Origin of the sequence: Streptomyces sp. NPDC050658, from assembly GCF_044457025.1 — a bacterium.
Classification (GTDB): domain Bacteria; phylum Actinomycetota; class Actinomycetes; order Streptomycetales; family Streptomycetaceae; genus Streptomyces.
In genome coordinates this window covers 1-16570 of record NZ_JBITGM010000019.1, presented here as the reverse complement: position 1 = coordinate 16570, position 16570 = coordinate 1, and the positions used below count along the sequence as shown (strand labels likewise).

10 protein-coding genes are annotated in these 16570 nt (G+C 68.4%); 2 read left to right on the top strand and 8 right to left on the bottom strand.

Translation table 11 applies throughout. The features are described 5' to 3' along the window. Positions 1 to 55 precede the first annotated feature (55 nt). The 7 genes from ACIBKX_RS39410 to ACIBKX_RS39380 all read right to left on the bottom strand — a co-directional run bounded on the left by ACIBKX_RS39410 (position 56) and on the right by ACIBKX_RS39380 (position 10055). On the bottom strand, positions 56 to 934 hold the full coding sequence (locus ACIBKX_RS39410; protein ID WP_363276686.1) for a carbohydrate ABC transporter permease: 879 nt from the start codon (positions 932 to 934) through the stop codon (positions 56 to 58). Beyond that, positions 934 to 1881: a sugar ABC transporter permease gene (locus tag ACIBKX_RS39405; RefSeq protein WP_363276687.1), complete on the bottom strand. Its 948-nt coding sequence runs from the start codon at positions 1879 to 1881 to the stop codon at positions 934 to 936. Before ACIBKX_RS39405 ends, ACIBKX_RS39410 begins: the two co-directional genes overlap by 1 nt. Positions 1882 to 1931: 50 nt before the next feature. Beyond that, on the bottom strand, positions 1932 to 3194 hold the full coding sequence (locus ACIBKX_RS39400) for an extracellular solute-binding protein (protein ID WP_363276688.1): 1263 nt from the start codon (positions 3192 to 3194) through the stop codon (positions 1932 to 1934). 147 nt (positions 3195 to 3341) lie between these two features. After that, positions 3342 to 4238 (bottom strand): carbohydrate ABC transporter permease, encoded by an 897-nt coding sequence (locus ACIBKX_RS39395; RefSeq protein WP_363276689.1) that lies wholly within the window; start codon positions 4236 to 4238, stop codon positions 3342 to 3344. Positions 4239 to 4259: 21 nt separating this feature from the next. Then, a complete protein-coding gene (locus ACIBKX_RS39390) occupies positions 4260 to 5174 on the bottom strand; it encodes a sugar ABC transporter permease (RefSeq protein WP_363276690.1) in 915 nt (304 codons plus the stop codon). 205 nt (positions 5175 to 5379) lie between these two features. Then, positions 5380 to 6813 (bottom strand): N-acetylglucosamine/diacetylchitobiose ABC transporter substrate-binding protein, encoded by a 1434-nt coding sequence (ngcE, locus tag ACIBKX_RS39385; protein WP_363276691.1) that lies wholly within the window; start codon positions 6811 to 6813, stop codon positions 5380 to 5382. A 287-nt stretch (positions 6814 to 7100) separates the two neighbouring features. Further along, a complete protein-coding gene (locus ACIBKX_RS39380; RefSeq protein ID WP_363276692.1) occupies positions 7101 to 10055 on the bottom strand; it encodes a serine/threonine-protein kinase in 2955 nt (984 codons plus the stop codon). A gap of 150 nt (positions 10056 to 10205) precedes the next feature. Between ACIBKX_RS39380 and ACIBKX_RS39375 the strand changes: the two genes are divergently transcribed. After that, positions 10206 to 14084, top strand: a complete 3879-nt coding sequence (locus ACIBKX_RS39375) for a GH92 family glycosyl hydrolase (protein WP_363276693.1) — start codon at positions 10206 to 10208, stop codon at positions 14082 to 14084. Between the two features lie 138 nt (positions 14085 to 14222). On the opposite strand, the gene ACIBKX_RS39370 is transcribed toward ACIBKX_RS39375, so the two are convergent. Continuing rightward, positions 14223 to 15212, bottom strand: coding sequence for a GlxA family transcriptional regulator (locus ACIBKX_RS39370; RefSeq protein WP_399377246.1), 990 nt, complete (start codon positions 15210 to 15212; stop codon positions 14223 to 14225). 138 nt (positions 15213 to 15350) lie between these two features. Here ACIBKX_RS39370 and ACIBKX_RS39365 point away from each other — a divergent pair, with 138 nt between their 5' ends. After that, on the top strand, positions 15351 to 16286 hold the full coding sequence (locus ACIBKX_RS39365; RefSeq protein WP_363276695.1) for an NADP-dependent oxidoreductase: 936 nt from the start codon (positions 15351 to 15353) through the stop codon (positions 16284 to 16286). Positions 16287 to 16570 lie beyond the last annotated feature (284 nt).

Here is a 16570-nt window from a genome sequence, read left to right as displayed (position 1 = left end):
CCCCAATTCTGACCGGGTGACCGGCCGTTCGGGGGCTACTTCACCGACCTGGCCGTCACTTCACCGACCCCGCCGTAAGCCCCGACACCACATGCCGTTCGATGAACGCGAACAGCACGATGACCGGCACGATCGCCACCACCGACGCGGCGAAGAGGTAGTTCCACTCCACGGTGTAGGCGCCGATGAAATTGTTGATGCCCACGGTCAGCGGCTGCTTGTCGGGCTCGGTGGTGAGCGTGAGTCCCATCACGAACTCGTTCCACGAGGTGATGAAGGTGAAGATCACCGCGGTGACCACGCCGGGCAGCGCGAGCGGCAGCGTGACCTTGATCATGGCGCCGAAGCGGCTGGTGCCGTCCACCATGGCGGCCTCCTCCAGCTCCGGCGGGATCGAGCTGATGTAGGCGGTCAGGATCCATACCGCGAAGGCGAGGTTGAACGCCGCGTTGGTGATGATCAGCGTCCAGACCGAGTTGAGCATGTCCAGCTGGTGGAACTCGCGGTAGAGGCCGACGAGCAGCGCGGTCGGCTGGAACATCTGGGTGACCAGGACGAGCAGCAGGAAGGCCTTGCGCCCCCGGTAGCGCATGCGTGCCGTGTAGTAGGCGGCAGGCAGCGAGACGAGCAGCACCAGGAGCGTCGCCCCGCCCGCGACCAACAGGGTGACCTGGAGGTTCTGGCCGAGTTCGGACTCCTTCCATACGTCGATGAAGTTCGCCCACTCGAAGTCCGAGGGCAGATAGGTGCGGTCCCGCAGCTCGTCCTTGGGACGCAGCGCGGTGATCACCATCTCCAGGTACGGCGCCAGGAAGAGCGCCGCCAGCGCCCAGGCGACGACGGTGATGACGAGGGTGCGCGGCCGGAACGTGCGCTTGGGCTTGGGCTTGTGGCCCTTCTGCGACCCGGGGCGGGCCGCTGTCGCGGTGGCCATCAGTCCTCCTCGTTCCACCGGCTGACCTTCAGGAAGATCAGCACGAGCACCACGACCATCGCGAAGTTGACCACCGACATGGCGGCGGACTCACCGATGTCGGTCTCCTTCAGCTTGTACATGAACACCATCGACGTGGAGGTGTCGTAGCCCGGTCCGCCCTGGGTCATGGCCCAGATGATCGGGAAGGAGTTGAAGACGTTGATGAGGTTGATGACCACGCCGACGAGGAACGCGGGCCGCAGCATCGGCAGCGTGATGTGCCGGTACGTCTGCCAGCCGCCGGCCCCGTCGATCCGCGAGGCCTCGTAGACGTCCTGCGGGATGGTCTGCAGTCCGGCGAGCAGCGTGTACGTGGTGAAGGGCAGCGAGACGAAGACGGCGACGGCCATCATCCAGGGCCAGGCGGTGTCCGCGTCGCCCAGCCAGTCCTTCGACTTGTCGATGAGGCCGAGGTCCAGCATCACCGTGTTGAGGACGCCCGCGGTCTGGTTGAGCATCCACTTGAAGCCGATGGCGGTCATCAGGACGGACGCCGCCCAGGGGGCGATGAGCGCCCAGCGGGTGATGCGCCGACCGGGGAACTTCTGGTTGAACAGCTGGGCGAGGGCGAGCGAGAGCAGCATCGTGACGCTCACCACGACGACGGTCCAGACGGTCGTCCAGAACAGGACCGAGCCGAAGTCGCTCTCCTCGAAGAGCTTCTTGAACTTGTCGGTTCCCGCGCTGCCGCGGACGACGCCCGCGATGGACACGTTCAGGAACGAGGTGCGGATCAGCTCGACGACCGGCCAGACGACCACGGCGAGGATCAGCAGGATGACGGGCGCTATCCAGGGCAGCGGGCCGAGCCGTGCGATACCGCTGCGGCGGCTGACCGGCCTGGGTGCGCGCCCGCCCCGTCCCCGGCCGGTGTCGGCCGGGGGCGGAGGGGCCTTCAGTGACACAAGGACTCCTTGCGTACGCGTACGAGAGGTGAACGGGGCCCGGGTTTCGGCTACTTGGCCGCGGCCGCCGCGTCCTCCGCCTTCTTCTGCAGGTCACCGAGGACCGACTTCGGGTCGTCGGACGCCGCCTTGCCGCCGGTCTTCTTCATCTCGGCGGAGATGACGTCCCACGCGGTGTCGCCCAGCGGGTAGAACTTGGCGTTCGGCAGGACCTCGAAGAACGGCTCCAGGTCCTTGTGCTTGCCGCTGGACTGCATCTCCTTGAGGGTGTCCTGGGTGACCGGCATGAGGTTGTACATCTCGTCGAAGGCCAGCATCTTCTTGGAGTACGTGAAGTCCAGGAACTTCTTCACGCCTTCCTTCTCCGCGCCGCCGTCCTTGAACGCCATCATCCAGTCGGCCACGCCGAGCGTGCTGTCGAGCGGTCCGGTCTTGCCGGGGATGGGCGTGACGCCGTAGTCGACCTTGCCGTCCTTGGCCATCTGGATGAGGCTCGGGTGGCCGTTGAGCATGCCGACCTTGCCGGCCGCGAAGTCCGCGAAGGCCGTCTTGCGGTCGGTGGAGGCCGGGTTGGAGTACGTGAGGCCGGGCTTGACCAGGTTCTTCTGGAGCCACTCGAAGGTCTCTACGTTGTTGGCGCTGTCCAGCGTGTACTTGCCGCTGGAGTCGGTGTAGCCGCCGCCGTTGCCGAGCTCCCACATCATCGTCTCGCCCTGGGTCTCCTCGGGGCCGAGCGGCAGGGCGTAGGGGGTCTCGGCGGCCTTGGAGTCCTTGATCTTCTTTGCCGCGGCGGCGAGTTCGTCCCAGGTCTTCGGCGGCGTCTTCACACCGGCCTTCTTCAGGACGTCCTTGTTGTAGAACATGACGCGGCTGGAGGAGACCCACGGGATGCCGTACTGGGTGCCGTCGACCTCGCCGGCCTTGGCGAAGGAGGGTATGAGGTTCTCGCGCGTCTTGGGCGAGAGGACCTCGTCGGCCTTGTAGAGCAGGTCGTCGGCGACCTTGTCGGCGTAGCCGCCGGTCTGCAGCAGGTCGGGCTGGTTGCCCGCCTGGATCATGTTCTTCACGGACTTGTCGATCTCGTTCCAGTTGATGACCTGGACGTCGACCTTGTAGCCCTTGTTGGCCTTCTCGAACTCCTTCTTGACCTCGTTCCAGTAGATCTTGGAGGCGTTCGAGGCCTTGTCGCCGTAGTCGGCGGCGACCAGCTTGATGGTCTTGCCGTCGCCGCTGTCGCTGTCACCGCCGCAGGCGGTAAGTCCCAGAGCCATCGCGAGCGTTGCCGCACCGGTGGCGATCAATCGATTCCTCATGCTGTTCAACCCTTCGACATCGGTGTCGACTTGAACGCGGGCAAAGGCCCCCCGCGGCGCCGTTGCGCCGACATTACTCACGGCCGGAATTGGCGCGACAGGCCTAGACCACTTTCGTGGCCAAGCTGAAATCACCCGCTGTGGAGGTCACTTGAGGGCGCCCGCGGTGAGCCCCGCCTGCACCTGTCGCTGGAAGACCGCGTACACGACGAGCACCGGCAGCATGGCGATCGTCAGGCCCGCGAAGAGCGCACCCCAGTCGCCCCGATAGCCCTGTGTCACGGCCAGGTTGGCGAGTCCCTGGGGCAGCACATAGCTGCTCTCCTCCTCGTTGTTGAGCAGCAGCGGAAGCAGGTACTGGTTCCACTGGCCGAGGAAGTTGAAGATGCCGATGCTGACCAGGCCCGGCTTGGCCATCGGCAGCATGATCTGGAAGAAGGTGCGGGTGTGCGAGGCCCCGTCGACCATCGCCGCCTCCTGGACGCCCGTCGGCAACGTACGGAAGAAGGAGGTCAGGAAGAAGACGGTGAAGGGCAGCGAGTAGGCGATGTACGCGATCATCAGACCTGGCCGGGTGTCCAACAGCCCGAAGTTCTCCATCACCGCGAAGAGCGGGACCAGCGCGAGGATGACCGGGAACATCATGCCGCCCGCGAAGAGCAGGAAGACGAACCGGTTGCCGGGGAAGGTGAAGCGGGCGATGACATAGGCGGCCATCGAGCCGAGCAGCATCGTCCCGGTGAGCGAACCCGCCAGGATGATCAGCGAGTTGAGGGCGTACTGGCCGATGCTGGCCTTGGTCCACGCGTTGGTGAAGTTCTCCCAGTGGAAGGAGGCCGGCCAGCCCATCGGATCGCTGAGGATCTCCACCGAGGGGCGGAACGCGGTGAGGGCGACCCAGACGAGGGGCCCCGCGGCGAGGACCACCCACAGGACGAGGAAGGCGTGCGAGAAGACGTTGAGCGCGGCGCCGCCCGTCGAACTCCCGTCGCGGCGGGCCGAGTCGGCGGACTTGGTGCGGGGCTCGGTGGTGGAGGTGGTCATGATCCTGTGGCTCCCGCGGTCTCAGTATTCGATCCGGTCGCGGTTCCCGATCCTCATGACGATCAGCGAGAACGCCATGCTGAGGACGAGGAGGACGACGCCGATGGAGGTGGCATAGCCGTACTGGCCGTCCCGGAACCGTTCGTAGAGGAAGACCGGGGTCACCTTCAGGACGTGTTCGGGCACCATCACCAGGACGATCGCGAACGAGTCGAGCGCCTGGATGCCCATATAGATCCAGCCGGTCCGTACGGTGTCCCAGATCAGCGGGAGCGTCACGCTGAAGAAGGTCCGGCCCCGGCCGGCCCCGTCGAGCAGCGCGGCCTCGTAGATGTCCCTGGGGATCGCGCCCATCGCGGCGGAGAACAGCACCACGTAGAAGCCGACGAAGCTCCAGCACAGGACGACGAGTACGGCGATCAGGCCGAGGTTGCGGTCGCCGCCGAGCCAGGCGGGCCCGTCGATGCCGATCTTGCCCAGCCCGCCGTTGATCAGGCCGCTGTTGGTGTTGAGGACGCGCCCCCAGACGACGGCGATGATGGCCACCGACAGGACCTGCGGGAAGAAGTAGACGACCTTGTAGAACGACGAGCCCGCGACGCCCGCGATGGCCTGGCCCTTACGGTGCCGGCCGCCCGACGTGATCATGTAGGCGAAGAACATGCCGAGCACGAGGGTGAGCAGCGGGGCGACGACAGCGAGGAAGGTGCTGGCCTCCAGGGATTCCCAGAAGCGCTCGTCGTTCCACATCTTGGTGAAGTTGTCGAAGCCGATGAAGTTCGCGACCGGGCCGCCGGACCAGTCGGTGAACGAGTAGTAGATCGCCTGCACGAAGGGCGAGATGACGAACAGGGCGTAGAACGCGAGCGGCAGTCCCAGGAAGCCCGCGATGAAGCGGTACTTGTCGAGGGTCCGGTAGCGCCTGTCGTAGCGCACGCGTTCCGGTGTGAAGCGGGGCGGCAGCAGCACCGCAAGGAGGAACAACAGCCGTCCGGGCGCCTCGGGTCGGCGTATCCGGTCCGCTGTCTCCTTCGAAGGCCCCGGGGGTCCCGGGGGTGGGGATTCGTCGACCCGGCCGTCCGTCTTCATGCTGCTCCGCCCCGCCTCGCTCACGCGCCCGCGTACCCGGTTCCGTTGCCTGTCAGGCCTTCTTGACCTTGGTGATGTCGGGGTCCTTCAGGATCCGCTCGGACGCCTTCTGCATGGTGTCCATCGCCTGCTTGGTGCCGATCTGGCCCAGCATGAACTTGGCGATCATGTTGTTGAAGTCCTCGCGGAACAGCTCGTTGTACCAGTCGTAGAACTTGGGGATGACGACGTTCTCGCCGGCCGCGTCGATGGCCTTCTGCGCGCTCGCCGTACCGGACGGCAGCTTCTGGCCGTCGATGGCTCCCTTGACCGCGGGGATCGAGCCGACCTCCTTGAACAGGTTCAGGGCGGCCTCCTTGCTGTACATCATCCGCAGCCACTCCAGGCCGCCCTGCACGTTCTGTGCCTTGGACGGGACGATGAAGGGCTCACCGGCCGGGGCGTAGAGCGTGCCGAACGGCATCTTGTCGCCCGAGTCCAGCGACGGGGTGGCGCCCACCGTCATCTGGAAGTCCTTGGGCGTGGTCTCCTTCGCCTCGTTCTCCACCCAGGAACCATTGGGTACGAAGAGACACTTGCCGCCCTCGGTCCAGGCGGTCTGCATCTCCGTGTGCGCCTCGGTGCCGTCGAAGCCCGTCAGCACGTACTTCTTGGCGACGAGCTCTTCCCAGGCCTCGAAGACGTCCTTGACCGCGTCGTTCTTCCAGGCGTCCGGCTCCAGGTAGTCCATGGCGGTGATGACGTCACGGCCGCCGCGCTGGGCGAACATCGCGTACATGCTGAAGAACATGTAGCGGGGGTGGCCGCCGGGGTAACTCCAGCCGTGAATGCCCTTCGCCTTGGCCTTCTTGCAGACCGCGAGCATCGCGTCCCAGGTCTCCGGATACTCGGAGTCGAGCCCCTCCTCGAGCAGCTTCTTGGAGTACCAGTTGCCGTAGACGGTCACGGCGATGTTGAGCTGGTAGCACTCCTTGCCGCCGAACTGGCCCATCGTCTCGACCACGGGCACCAGGGTGTCGCGCACCTTGACGTTCGGGTCGTCCCACGAGGGGGCGTCGAGCACCTCGCCGAGGTCGGCGACCTGCTTGTTGTGCACCAGCTTGCCGATGTTCATCTGGTCGGCGCCGGAGTTGTTGACGACGTCCGCGGTCGGCTTGCCGCGCACGATCTTCGGCTGGAGCTGGGTGGCGATCTTCGTGGTCGCCTTCTGCTCCGGGTCCGACTTCGGGTACCTCTTCTTGTACATGTCGGTGACGAACTGGGCGTACTTGTCGCCGTATCCACCGTTGAAGATGTAGACCCCGAGCGCGGCGTCGGTCTTCACGCCCAGCGGGTTCTTCTTGGACTTCTCGCCCTTCTCGGCCTTGTTCTCGTCCCCGCCGCCGCTGGCGCAGGAGGTCAGCGCGCCGACGGCCGGCACCGCGAGAAGGCCGGTGACCGCCGCCTTCTTCATCACGTCACGACGGTTGAAGCTGGTGGATCCCATGCTCAAGTCCTCGCCTTCTCCAGGACTCAGGCGGTGCGGGGCTCCGCCGGCTCACCCGATGCTCCGGGGGCGAAGGGCCCGACATCGCGGGTCAGTTGAAGCTTGGGTGGTACTGAACGTGCGACAACTCCATGGCAAGGGCTCGCACCCGCCACTCAGGGTGCCGATAGGTATAGTCCACTCTTCGGCGCCAGAGCAAGATCGAACACAGCTTCGGCCAGCAGTCTTTCCCGAGTTGAGACCTCGCGGAGACGTGGAGTGGTTCGTTCACCGCGTGAACAATTCGGTCATGGGTTGAGGACGGCGCTCTGGATCCGCTCGACCGTCTCGCCGGGAGTGGCGCGGGGGACGAGCATCTCCCCGATCAGGACGGTGATCCGGTCCTGGAGCCGCGGCGGATCGAACTCCTTCAGTACGAAGGTGTCGCCGCCGGCCGCCTCGAAGGCGGCCCGCGCGGAGGCGGTGCCGGGAGCGGACCGCTCAGTGCTCCGCAGGGTGGTCCGGGTGGCGACAACCGCCTTGTTCCTGGCCTCGTACCGCCCTGCCGCCTTACGGCCGAGCATGATCCGCAGCAGCTCCAGGGCGGCGTCGGGGTGCTCGGCGTCGCGCGGGACGACGAACGGGTTCGCGTACCCGACGGACAGCGCGCCGAAGGGCAGCTTGTCGCTCGCGTCGACGGAGGGCGGCGGCCCGACCGCCATGTCGAAGCCGGCCGGCGTCAGGTCGGCGACCTCGCCCTCCACCCAGCTGCCGTTCGGCATGAAGAGTGCCTTGCCCTGCACCCAGGCCTGCTGGGCCTGCGCGAAGTCGTACCCCTGCGACGCCTTCCACAGGTGTCCCTTGACGGCAAGCTCGTGGTAGCTCTCGAACACGTCCAGCACGGATTCCGCGTCCCACGCCTCGGGGTCACCGGAGTAGAGCGCGTCCAGCACTTCCCGCCCCCCGCGCTTGCCGATGGACGCGGCGATCACGTACCAGAAGTAGTAGGGATACTTCCCCGGATAGACCACCCCGGCCATGCCCGTCTCCTTGGCCCGCCCGCATACGTCGAGCAGGTCGTCCCAGGTCTTCGGATACCCGGCACCGAGCTTCTCCAAGGCCTTACGCGAGTACCAGAAGCCATAGGCATTGACCTCGTAGTACAGGGCATGCACGGCCTTCTCCCCCTCCCTCAACCGCCCCTTCTCCACGACCCCCGGCGCGAGGGCGTCCCGGACCTTCCGCTCCGGGCCGCCGAACGCGGGGGCGTCGAGGAGCGGCGTGAGATCGAGCAGCCGGTGCGCGGAGGCCAGCTTCCGCAGGTGGGCGGCGTTCGACCCCGCGTTGTTGATCAGGTCGGGCGCCTCGTCCGCGGTGAAGCGCGGCATGACTTCGGCGCTGACGTCGGAAGCCCAGGTCCGCCTGAGGTCGACCTCCGGAAACACCTCCTGGAACCGGTTCAGGGCGTCCTTGAGGTAATCCGTGGAGTAGGCCCCTCCCTTGGGCAGAACCACTTCCAGCCGATCCCCGACCTGGAAGGGATACGAGGGCGCGCCCCCCTCCGGGCCACCTTCCCCTTCGCCGAAGCCACGGAGCGCGACAACGGTGCCGCTGACCCCGGCAGCCGCGACGGCGGCGGAGACACCGAGAAGGGCTCGGCGGGAGAGGCGGTTGCGGGGTGCGGGGGTGCCGGTCGGGGCGGGCGCGGCGTCGTCGTCCTGCGCGGTTGCCGCGGGGACGGCGTCTTCCGGTTCGGGGTAGGCGGAGGATGAGGACGGGGTGGGGGAAATCGGGGCTGTGGTGGGCGAGTTCGGGGTAGCGGAAATCGGGGCTGTGGCGGCCGAGTTCGGGGTAGCGGAAATCGGGGCTGTGGCGGCCGAGTTCGGGGTGAGCGCGGCGGACGCGGCTGGTGGAGCATCGTCGGACGGGGGCGATGCGGGTCCGCCGGACGGGGGCGATGCGGGTCCGCCGGACGGCGCAGGCGCGTCACCGGTGAGCAGGGCTGGAGCGTCGTCGCCGGGCAGGGCAGGCGTGCCGCCGCCGAGCGGGGCAGGTCCGGGCACGGCTGCCGGTTCCCCGCCGGGCCCGGCCAACGCATCCCCACCGGACGAAGCGGGCGCCCCACCGCCGGACACAGCCGACGCGTCCCCATCAGGCGCAGCCGACGCACTCTCGCCGGACGGAGCCAGCGAGTCACCGCCGCCCGCAGCCGATGCGTCGCCGCCGAGCGAGGCCAGCGCATCCCCGCCGGACGAGGCCGGCGTGTCCCCGCCGGGCGAAGCCGCTGCACCGTCCCCGGACGAAGCCAGCGCATCCCCGCCAGGCGCCGCAGACCAACCCCCCTCCGGCCCCGCAGGCCGCTTCCCGTCCGGCGACACCCCCGGCGTCTCCCCCGCCGCCCCCAGCGGAAACGTCGCGAACTCCCTTGGCAGCCACTCGCCCCGGCCGCCCAAGCGCAGCGTCGCCGGTACCTCGAACTCCAGTCTTAGGTCCGCCACCGTCGGGCGTTGTGCTGGTTCCTTCGACAGGCAGCGGGTCACCGTCTCGCGGAGTGGGTGGGGGACCTCGGTGACGTGGGGTTGCTCCTCGATCGTGCGGTACATCATCGCGAAGACGTCGCCGTGCCCGAAGGGTCCCTCGCCCGTCGCCGCGTACACCAGCGTCGCGCCCAGCGCGTACACGTCCGTATGGGGCCCGATCTCGCCGCCCCGCAGCTGCTCCGGCGCCATGTAGCCCGGTGTGCCCGGAACTTGGCCCGTGCGGGTGATCTGGGAGTGCTCGACCGAGCGCGCGATGCCGAAGTCGATGACGCGCGGCCCGTCCTCCGCGAGGAGTACGTTCGAGGGCTTCAGGTCACGGTGCGTCAGACCCGCCCGGTGGATCGCGTCGAGGGCCGCCGCGACCCCCGCCGCCAGCACGAGCAGCGGAGCCTCCGGCAGCGGACCGCTCCGTACGACCGCCTCGGTGACCGACACCCCGGGGATGTACTCCGTGGCGAGCCACGGACGCCGCGCCCCCGGATCGGCGTCCAGGACCGCCGCCGTGAACCGCGCGTCGACCTGCCGCGCCGCATCGACCTCACGGGCGAACCGCCGCCGGAACTCGGCATCATGGGCCAGCTCGGACCGCGCCGCCTTGACCGCCGCCAGCCGCCCCTCCCCCGTACGCCCGAGGAAGACCTCCCCCATGCCGCCGCTGCCGAGCCGCCCCAGCAACTCGTACGCGCCGATGGCCGACGGATCGCCATCCTCCAGCGGCTTCACCCAGCCCCACCTCCCCCGTTACGCCGAGAGACCCTACGTCACTCCCGCCAGGCACTCCAACAGCCTTGACACCACCGGCCACTTGGCGCCCTACTGGACCTTGCGCAGCGATGTGACAACGTTGTCCAACTCGCAGGGAGGGACTCGGGGATGCCATTCAGATCCCACAGATCAGCACGCGGACCCCGGCTCAGACGGCACCGCTCGGCCGGCGTCCTCGGCGCCGCCGCCATCACGCTCGTCGCCACCTCACAGGGCGCCGCGTTCGCGAAGCCGGAGGAACCGCCCAGGGCGGCAAAGGAGTTCGTCTCGTCCTTCGAGGAGGGCGAGGCCCAGCCGGACTGGCTGAACACCGTGGAGACGGGCCCCGACGGCAAGAAGCGCGCCTCCGGAGTCAACGGCGAGTTCAGCGCGGGCATCCCCGGAAGTGTGAACGACCACGTCACCGAGGTCCGCGCCAGCGGTGAGAACGCGGGCAGCGGCGAGGTCAAGGAGAACCTCGTCGACGCCGAGCCCACCAGCAAATGGCTGACGTTCGCCCCCACGGGCTGGGCGGAGTTCGACCTGGACGAGCCCTCGAAGGTCGTGACGTACGCGCTGACTTCGGCGAACGACCACGCCGAGCGCGACCCCAAGGACTGGACCCTGCAGGGCTCCACGGACGGCAAGACCTGGCAGGACCTCGACACCCGCAAGGGCGAGTCCTTCACCCAGCGCCACCAGACGAAGAAGTACGACATCGACGGCGCGAACTCCAAGGCGTACGCGCACTACCGCCTGGACGTCACCGCCAACAACGGCGCGTCCGACGCCCTCCAGCTCGCCGACGTCCAGCTCTCCGTCGGCGGCGACGACGCCCCGCCGCCCGAGGACATGCTCTCCCTCGTCGACCGGGGCCCCAGCGGCTCCCCGACCGCGAAGTCGGGCGCTGGCTTCACCGGCAAGCGCGCCCTGCGCTACGCCGGCACCCACAAGGCGGACGCCCGCGGCTACTCGTACAACAAGGTCTTCGACGTGAACGTCGAGGTGCGCCGGAACACCGAGCTGTCGTACCGCATCTTCCCGTCGATGGCCGAGGGCGACCTGGACTACCAGGCCACGAACGTGTCACTGGACCTGGCCTTCACCGACGGCACCTATCTGAGTGACCTCAAGGCCATGGACCAGCACGGCTTCCCGCTGAGCCCGCAGGGCCAGGGCGCCGCGAAGGGCCTCTACGTCAACCAGTGGAACAACGTGGCCGCGCGGATCGGCCAGGTCGCGGGCGGCAAGACCGTCGACCGCGTCCTCGTCGCGTACGACGCGCCCAAGGGCCCGGCGAAGTTCCGCGGCTGGGTGGACGACGTATCCCTGAAGGAGAAGGCCCCGGAGAAGCCCAAGGCGCACCCTTCGGACTACGCGTCGACCACCCGCGGCACCAACTCCAGCGGCGGCTTCTCGCGCGGCAACACCTTCCCGGCGACGGCCGTCCCGCACGGCTTCAACTTCTGGACGCCGGTGACCAACGCGGGCTCGCTCAGCTGGCTCTACGACTACGCGCGCGGCAACAACGGCGACAACCTGCCCACCATCCAGGCGTTCAGCGCGAGCCACGAGCCGAGCCCCTGGATGGGCGACCGCCAGACGTTCCAGATGATGCCGTCGGTCGACAAGGACACCCCGTCCGCGTCCCGCACCAAGCGTGCGCTGCCCTTCCGCCACGAGAAGGAGACGGCACGCCCGCACTACTACGGCGTGACCTTCGAGAACGGCCTGAAGGCCGAGATGGCGCCGACGGACCACGCGGCGATGATGCGATTCACCTATCCCGGTGACGACGCCAGCGTCATCTTCGACAACGTGTCGGAGAAGGGCGGCCTCACCCTCGACAAGGAGAGCGGCGTGGTGAGCGGCTTCTCGGACGTGAAGTCCGGGCTGTCCACCGGTGCCACGCGCCTCTTCGTGTACGGGACCTTCGACGCCCCCGTCACGGCGGGCGGCAAGCTCGACGGCGGCGGTGGCGGCGACGTCACCGGCTACCTCCGCTTCAAGCCCGGCGCGGACCGCACGGTCAACCTGCGCCTGGCGACCTCCCTCATCAGCCTGGACCAGGCGAAGGCCAACCTCGCCATGGAGATCCCGTCGGGCACCTCCTTCGACGACGTGAAGAGGAGCGCCCAGAAGAGCTGGGACGACATCCTCGGCAAGGTGGAGGTGGAGGGCGCGACGGAGGGCCAGCGCACGACGCTCTACTCGTCCCTGTACCGCCTGTACCTGTACCCCAACTCGGGCTTCGAGAAGGTGGGGAACAAGTACCGGTACGCGTCCCCGTTCTCGCCGCAGACCGGTCCCGACACCCCCACCCACACCGGCGCGAAGATCGTCGACGGAAAGCCGTACGTGAACAACGGCTTCTGGGACACCTACCGGACGACCTGGCCCGCGTACTCCCTGCTCACCCCCAAGAAGGCGGGCGAGCTGGTGGACGGCTTCGTGCAGCAGTACAAGGACGGCGGCTGGACGTCGCGTTGGTCCTCGCCGGGGTACGCCGACCTGATGACGGGCACCTCGTCGGACGTCGCGTTCGCCGACGCGTACGTCAAGGGCGTGGACTTCGACGCGAAGGACGCGTACGACGCCGCGGTGAAGAACGCGACGGTCGTACCGCCGAGTTCGGGCGTGGGCCGCAAGGGCATGGAGACGTCACCCTTCCTCGGCTACACGCCCAGCGAGACCCACGAGGGCCTGTCCTGGGCCCTGGAGGGATACCTCAACGACTACGGCATCGCGAGCATGGGCAAGGCGCTCCACAAGAAGACGGGCGAGAAGCGCTACAAGGAGGAGTCCGACTACTTCCTCAACCGGGCCCGCGAATACGTGAAGCTCTTCGACGGCAAGGCGGGCGGTCCGGGCAGCTCGGGCTTCTTCCAGGGCAAGGACAAGAAGGGCGACTGGCGGGTCCCGTCGGAGAAGTTCGACCCGCGCGTATGGGGCTACGACTACACGGAGACGAACGCCTGGGGCTACGCCTTCACGGCCCCGCAGGACTCACGCGGTCTCGCCAATCTCTACGGCGGCAGGTCCGGTCTGGCCGACAAGCTGGACAAGTACTTCGCCACTCCGGAGACGGGCTCCGCCGAGTTCGCCGGCTCCTACGGGGGCGTCATCCACGAGATGACCGAGGCACGCGACGTACGCATGGGCATGTACGGCCACTCCAACCAAGTCGCCCACCACGCCGCCTACATGTACGACGCGGCGGGCAAGCCGTCCAAGACGCAGGAGAAGGTCCGCGAGGTCCTCTCCCGGCTCTACACGGGCAGCGAGATCGGCCAGGGCTACCACGGCGACGAGGACAACGGCGAGCAGTCGGCCTGGTACCTCTTCTCCTCGCTCGGCTTCTACCCGCTGGTCATGGGCAGCGGCGAGTACGCGATCGGGTCCCCTCAATTCACCAAGATGACCGTTCACTTGGACGGCGGCCGCGATCTGGTGGTGAAGGCCCCGAAGAACAGCGCGAAGAACGTGTACGTCCAGGGCCTGAAGGTCAACGGCAAGAAGTGGACGTCAACTGCCCTGCCCCACAAGGAGATCGCACGCGGCGGCGTCCTGGAGTTCGACATGGGCCCGAAGCCGTCGGCCTGGGGCACGGGCAGGAACGCCCAGCCGACGTCGATCACGCAGGACGACAAGGTGCCGTCGCCGCGCGGTGACGCGATCTCCGGCGAGGGCGCGCTGTTCGACAACTCATCGTCGACGGAGGCCACTTCGGAGTCCGGTCCGGTGGAACTGCCGGTGACGAAGCCGACGAAGGCCGTGCAGTACACGCTGACGTCGTCGACGGACAAGGCGAAGGCGCCGCGCGGCTGGGTCCTTCAGGGGTCCGACGACGGTGAGAAGTGGACCGAGTTGGACAAGCGCACGGGCGAGTCCTTCGCCTGGGACAGACAGACACGGGCGTTCTCCGTGTCCGATCCCGGCGACTACGACCGCTACCGCCTGATCCTGGACGGCTCGGCGACGCTGGCGGAGGTGGAACTGCTGAGCTGACGGACCGGAGACGGCTCAGGCCGAACTCCACCAGGCCCCGACTCGTCGACTTCCCCTTCGCCGACGGGTCGGGGCCGCTCGTTTCCGCTTGTTTCCGCTTGTTTCCGCTTGTCTACGCGCCGGGTGGAAGTCTGTGACTCACCCCACCTGCGCGGCCGTCCCCCGGAAGGTGCGGCGGTACGTCATCGGGGAGACGCCGATCGCGGAGTGCAGGTGCTCGCGCAAGGAGGTGCCGGTGGCGAAGCCGACCCGTCCCGCGATGTCGTCGACGGACAGGTCGGTGGTCTCCAGGAGGTGCTGGGCCCGGGACACGCGCTGCTGGATCAGCCAGCGCCCCGGGCTCATCCCGACCTCCTCGCTGAACCGGCGCGCGAAGGTACGCAGGCTCATCCGGGCGTGCCCGGCGAGTTGCGGCAGGGTCAACGGCTCGTGCAGGTTCTCCAGGGCCCACTGGCGGGTGGCCGAGGTGCCGTTCGCCGACGACTCGGGCACCGGGTGCTCGATGTACTGGGCCTGGCCGCCGTCCCGCCACGGTGGCACGACGCAGACCCGCGCCACATGGTTGGCGACGGCCGCGCCGTGATCCCGCCGTACGAGATGGAGGCAGACGTCGACGCCGGACGCGGCGCCGGCCGAGGTCAGCACGTCGCCGTCGTCCACGAACAGCACGTCCGGGTCGAGCGCGACCGTCGGATACCAGGACCGGAAGACGTCGGCGACGGCCCAGTGTGTGGTGGCGGGCCGGCCGTCGAGCAGTCCCGCCGCCGCCAGCACGAAGGCGGCCGTACAGATGGACACGATCCGGGTGCCGGGCCGGACCGTCGCGAGGGCCTTGGCCACGCGGGGCGGCAGCTCGCGGGAGAGCCGGGAGACGTCGAAGGGCGGCAGCAGCACCGTGTCCGCCGTCGCGAGGACCTCGGGGCCGTGCCCCACCGTCACCGAGAAGTCGGCGTTCGTGGCGACGGGACCGCCGTCGACGGAGCAGGTCAGGACCTCGTACCGGTCCTGGAGCGCGCCAAAGATCCGGCTGGGGATACCGAGCTCGAAGGGGTAGACCCCGTCGAGGGCGAGCACGACGACGCGATGGACGGAAGGCACGGCTCGATCACACACGGCACGATCACACATGGCACGATCACACATGGCACGATCCCGTTGTAAGTTGGCATTCATGCCATGGTACGGGGAGGCGCGGAGGGCGAGGCTGGTGCCATGACAAACACCACGACTACCGCTGCTGTCGCCACTGCCACTCCCACTGCCACGATGCGCGCGATCAGCCAGGACACGCACGGGACGCCCGAGGTTCTGGCGGAGGTCACCCTGCCCCGCCCGGCGCCCGCTCCGAGCCAGATCCTCGTCGCCGTCCGCGCGGCGGGCGTGAACCCGACCGACTGGAAGCACCGGTCCACGGGCCTCTTCCTCGGCGGCCGTCTGCCGCTGGTACTCGGCTGGGACGTCTCCGGCGTGGTCGAGGCCGTGGGCTTCGGCGTCACCCTGTTCAAGCCGGGTGACGAGGTCTTCGGGATGCTGCCCTACCCGCACGGCGTCGGCTCCCACGCCGAGTACGTGACGGGCCCCGCCCGCGCCTTCGCGCACAAGCCCGCCGGGATCGACCACGTCCAGGCCGGCGCCCTGCCGCTCGCCGCCCTCACGGCGTACCAGGCGATCGTCGACACGGCGGCGGTCCGTGCGGGGCAGCGCGTCCTGATCCACGCGGCCGCGGGCGGGGTCGGCCACCTCGCCGTCCAGATCGCCAAGTCCCGCGGCGCGTACGTCATCGGCACCGCCAGCGCCGCCAAGCACGACTTCGTACGCTCACTCGGCGCGGACGAGGTCATCGACTACCGCGCCGCCGACTTCCGCGATGCCGTCCGGGACGTCGACATGGTGCTGGACCCCCTCTCCGGCGATACCCGCGCCCGCTCCCTCGACGTCCTGCGCCCCGGCGGCGTCCTCGTCTCACTCCTCCCGGGAACGGACCCGGAGGAAGCGGAGCGGGCCGCGGCGCGGGGCGTCCGCGTGGAAACCCTCCTGGTCGAAGCGGACCACGCGGGCATGAACGCGATAGCGGAACTGGCCACGGCGGGCGCGCTGCGCGCCCACGTCGAGGCGACTTTCCCCCTCGCGGAGGCGGCCAAGGCCCACGCGCTGGGCGAAACGAACCACACAACGGGCAAGATCGTCCTGACGCTGCCTTGAATGGCGGGGGGCCGGGGGGTGGGCCAGGGGCACTGATGTTTGCCGGGGCTACCGGGTCCTCTGGAGCACAGGGGGACCGAACGGCGGCCCGACAAGGGCGGACGCGCGAGCGGCTGCTTGGGGTGGCCCGGTGCCTTCGATCGTCACCGGGGCCGCCCGGCTTCTGCGGAGTGTGGCGCTTCCGGCGTGCCTGTAAAGGGCGCTCCGCTGCGCTACGCGTCGGCTTCGCCGATTCCGCTTGCGCTCCACCCTTGACAGGCCCGCCTCCACCGCAGAGACCTTCT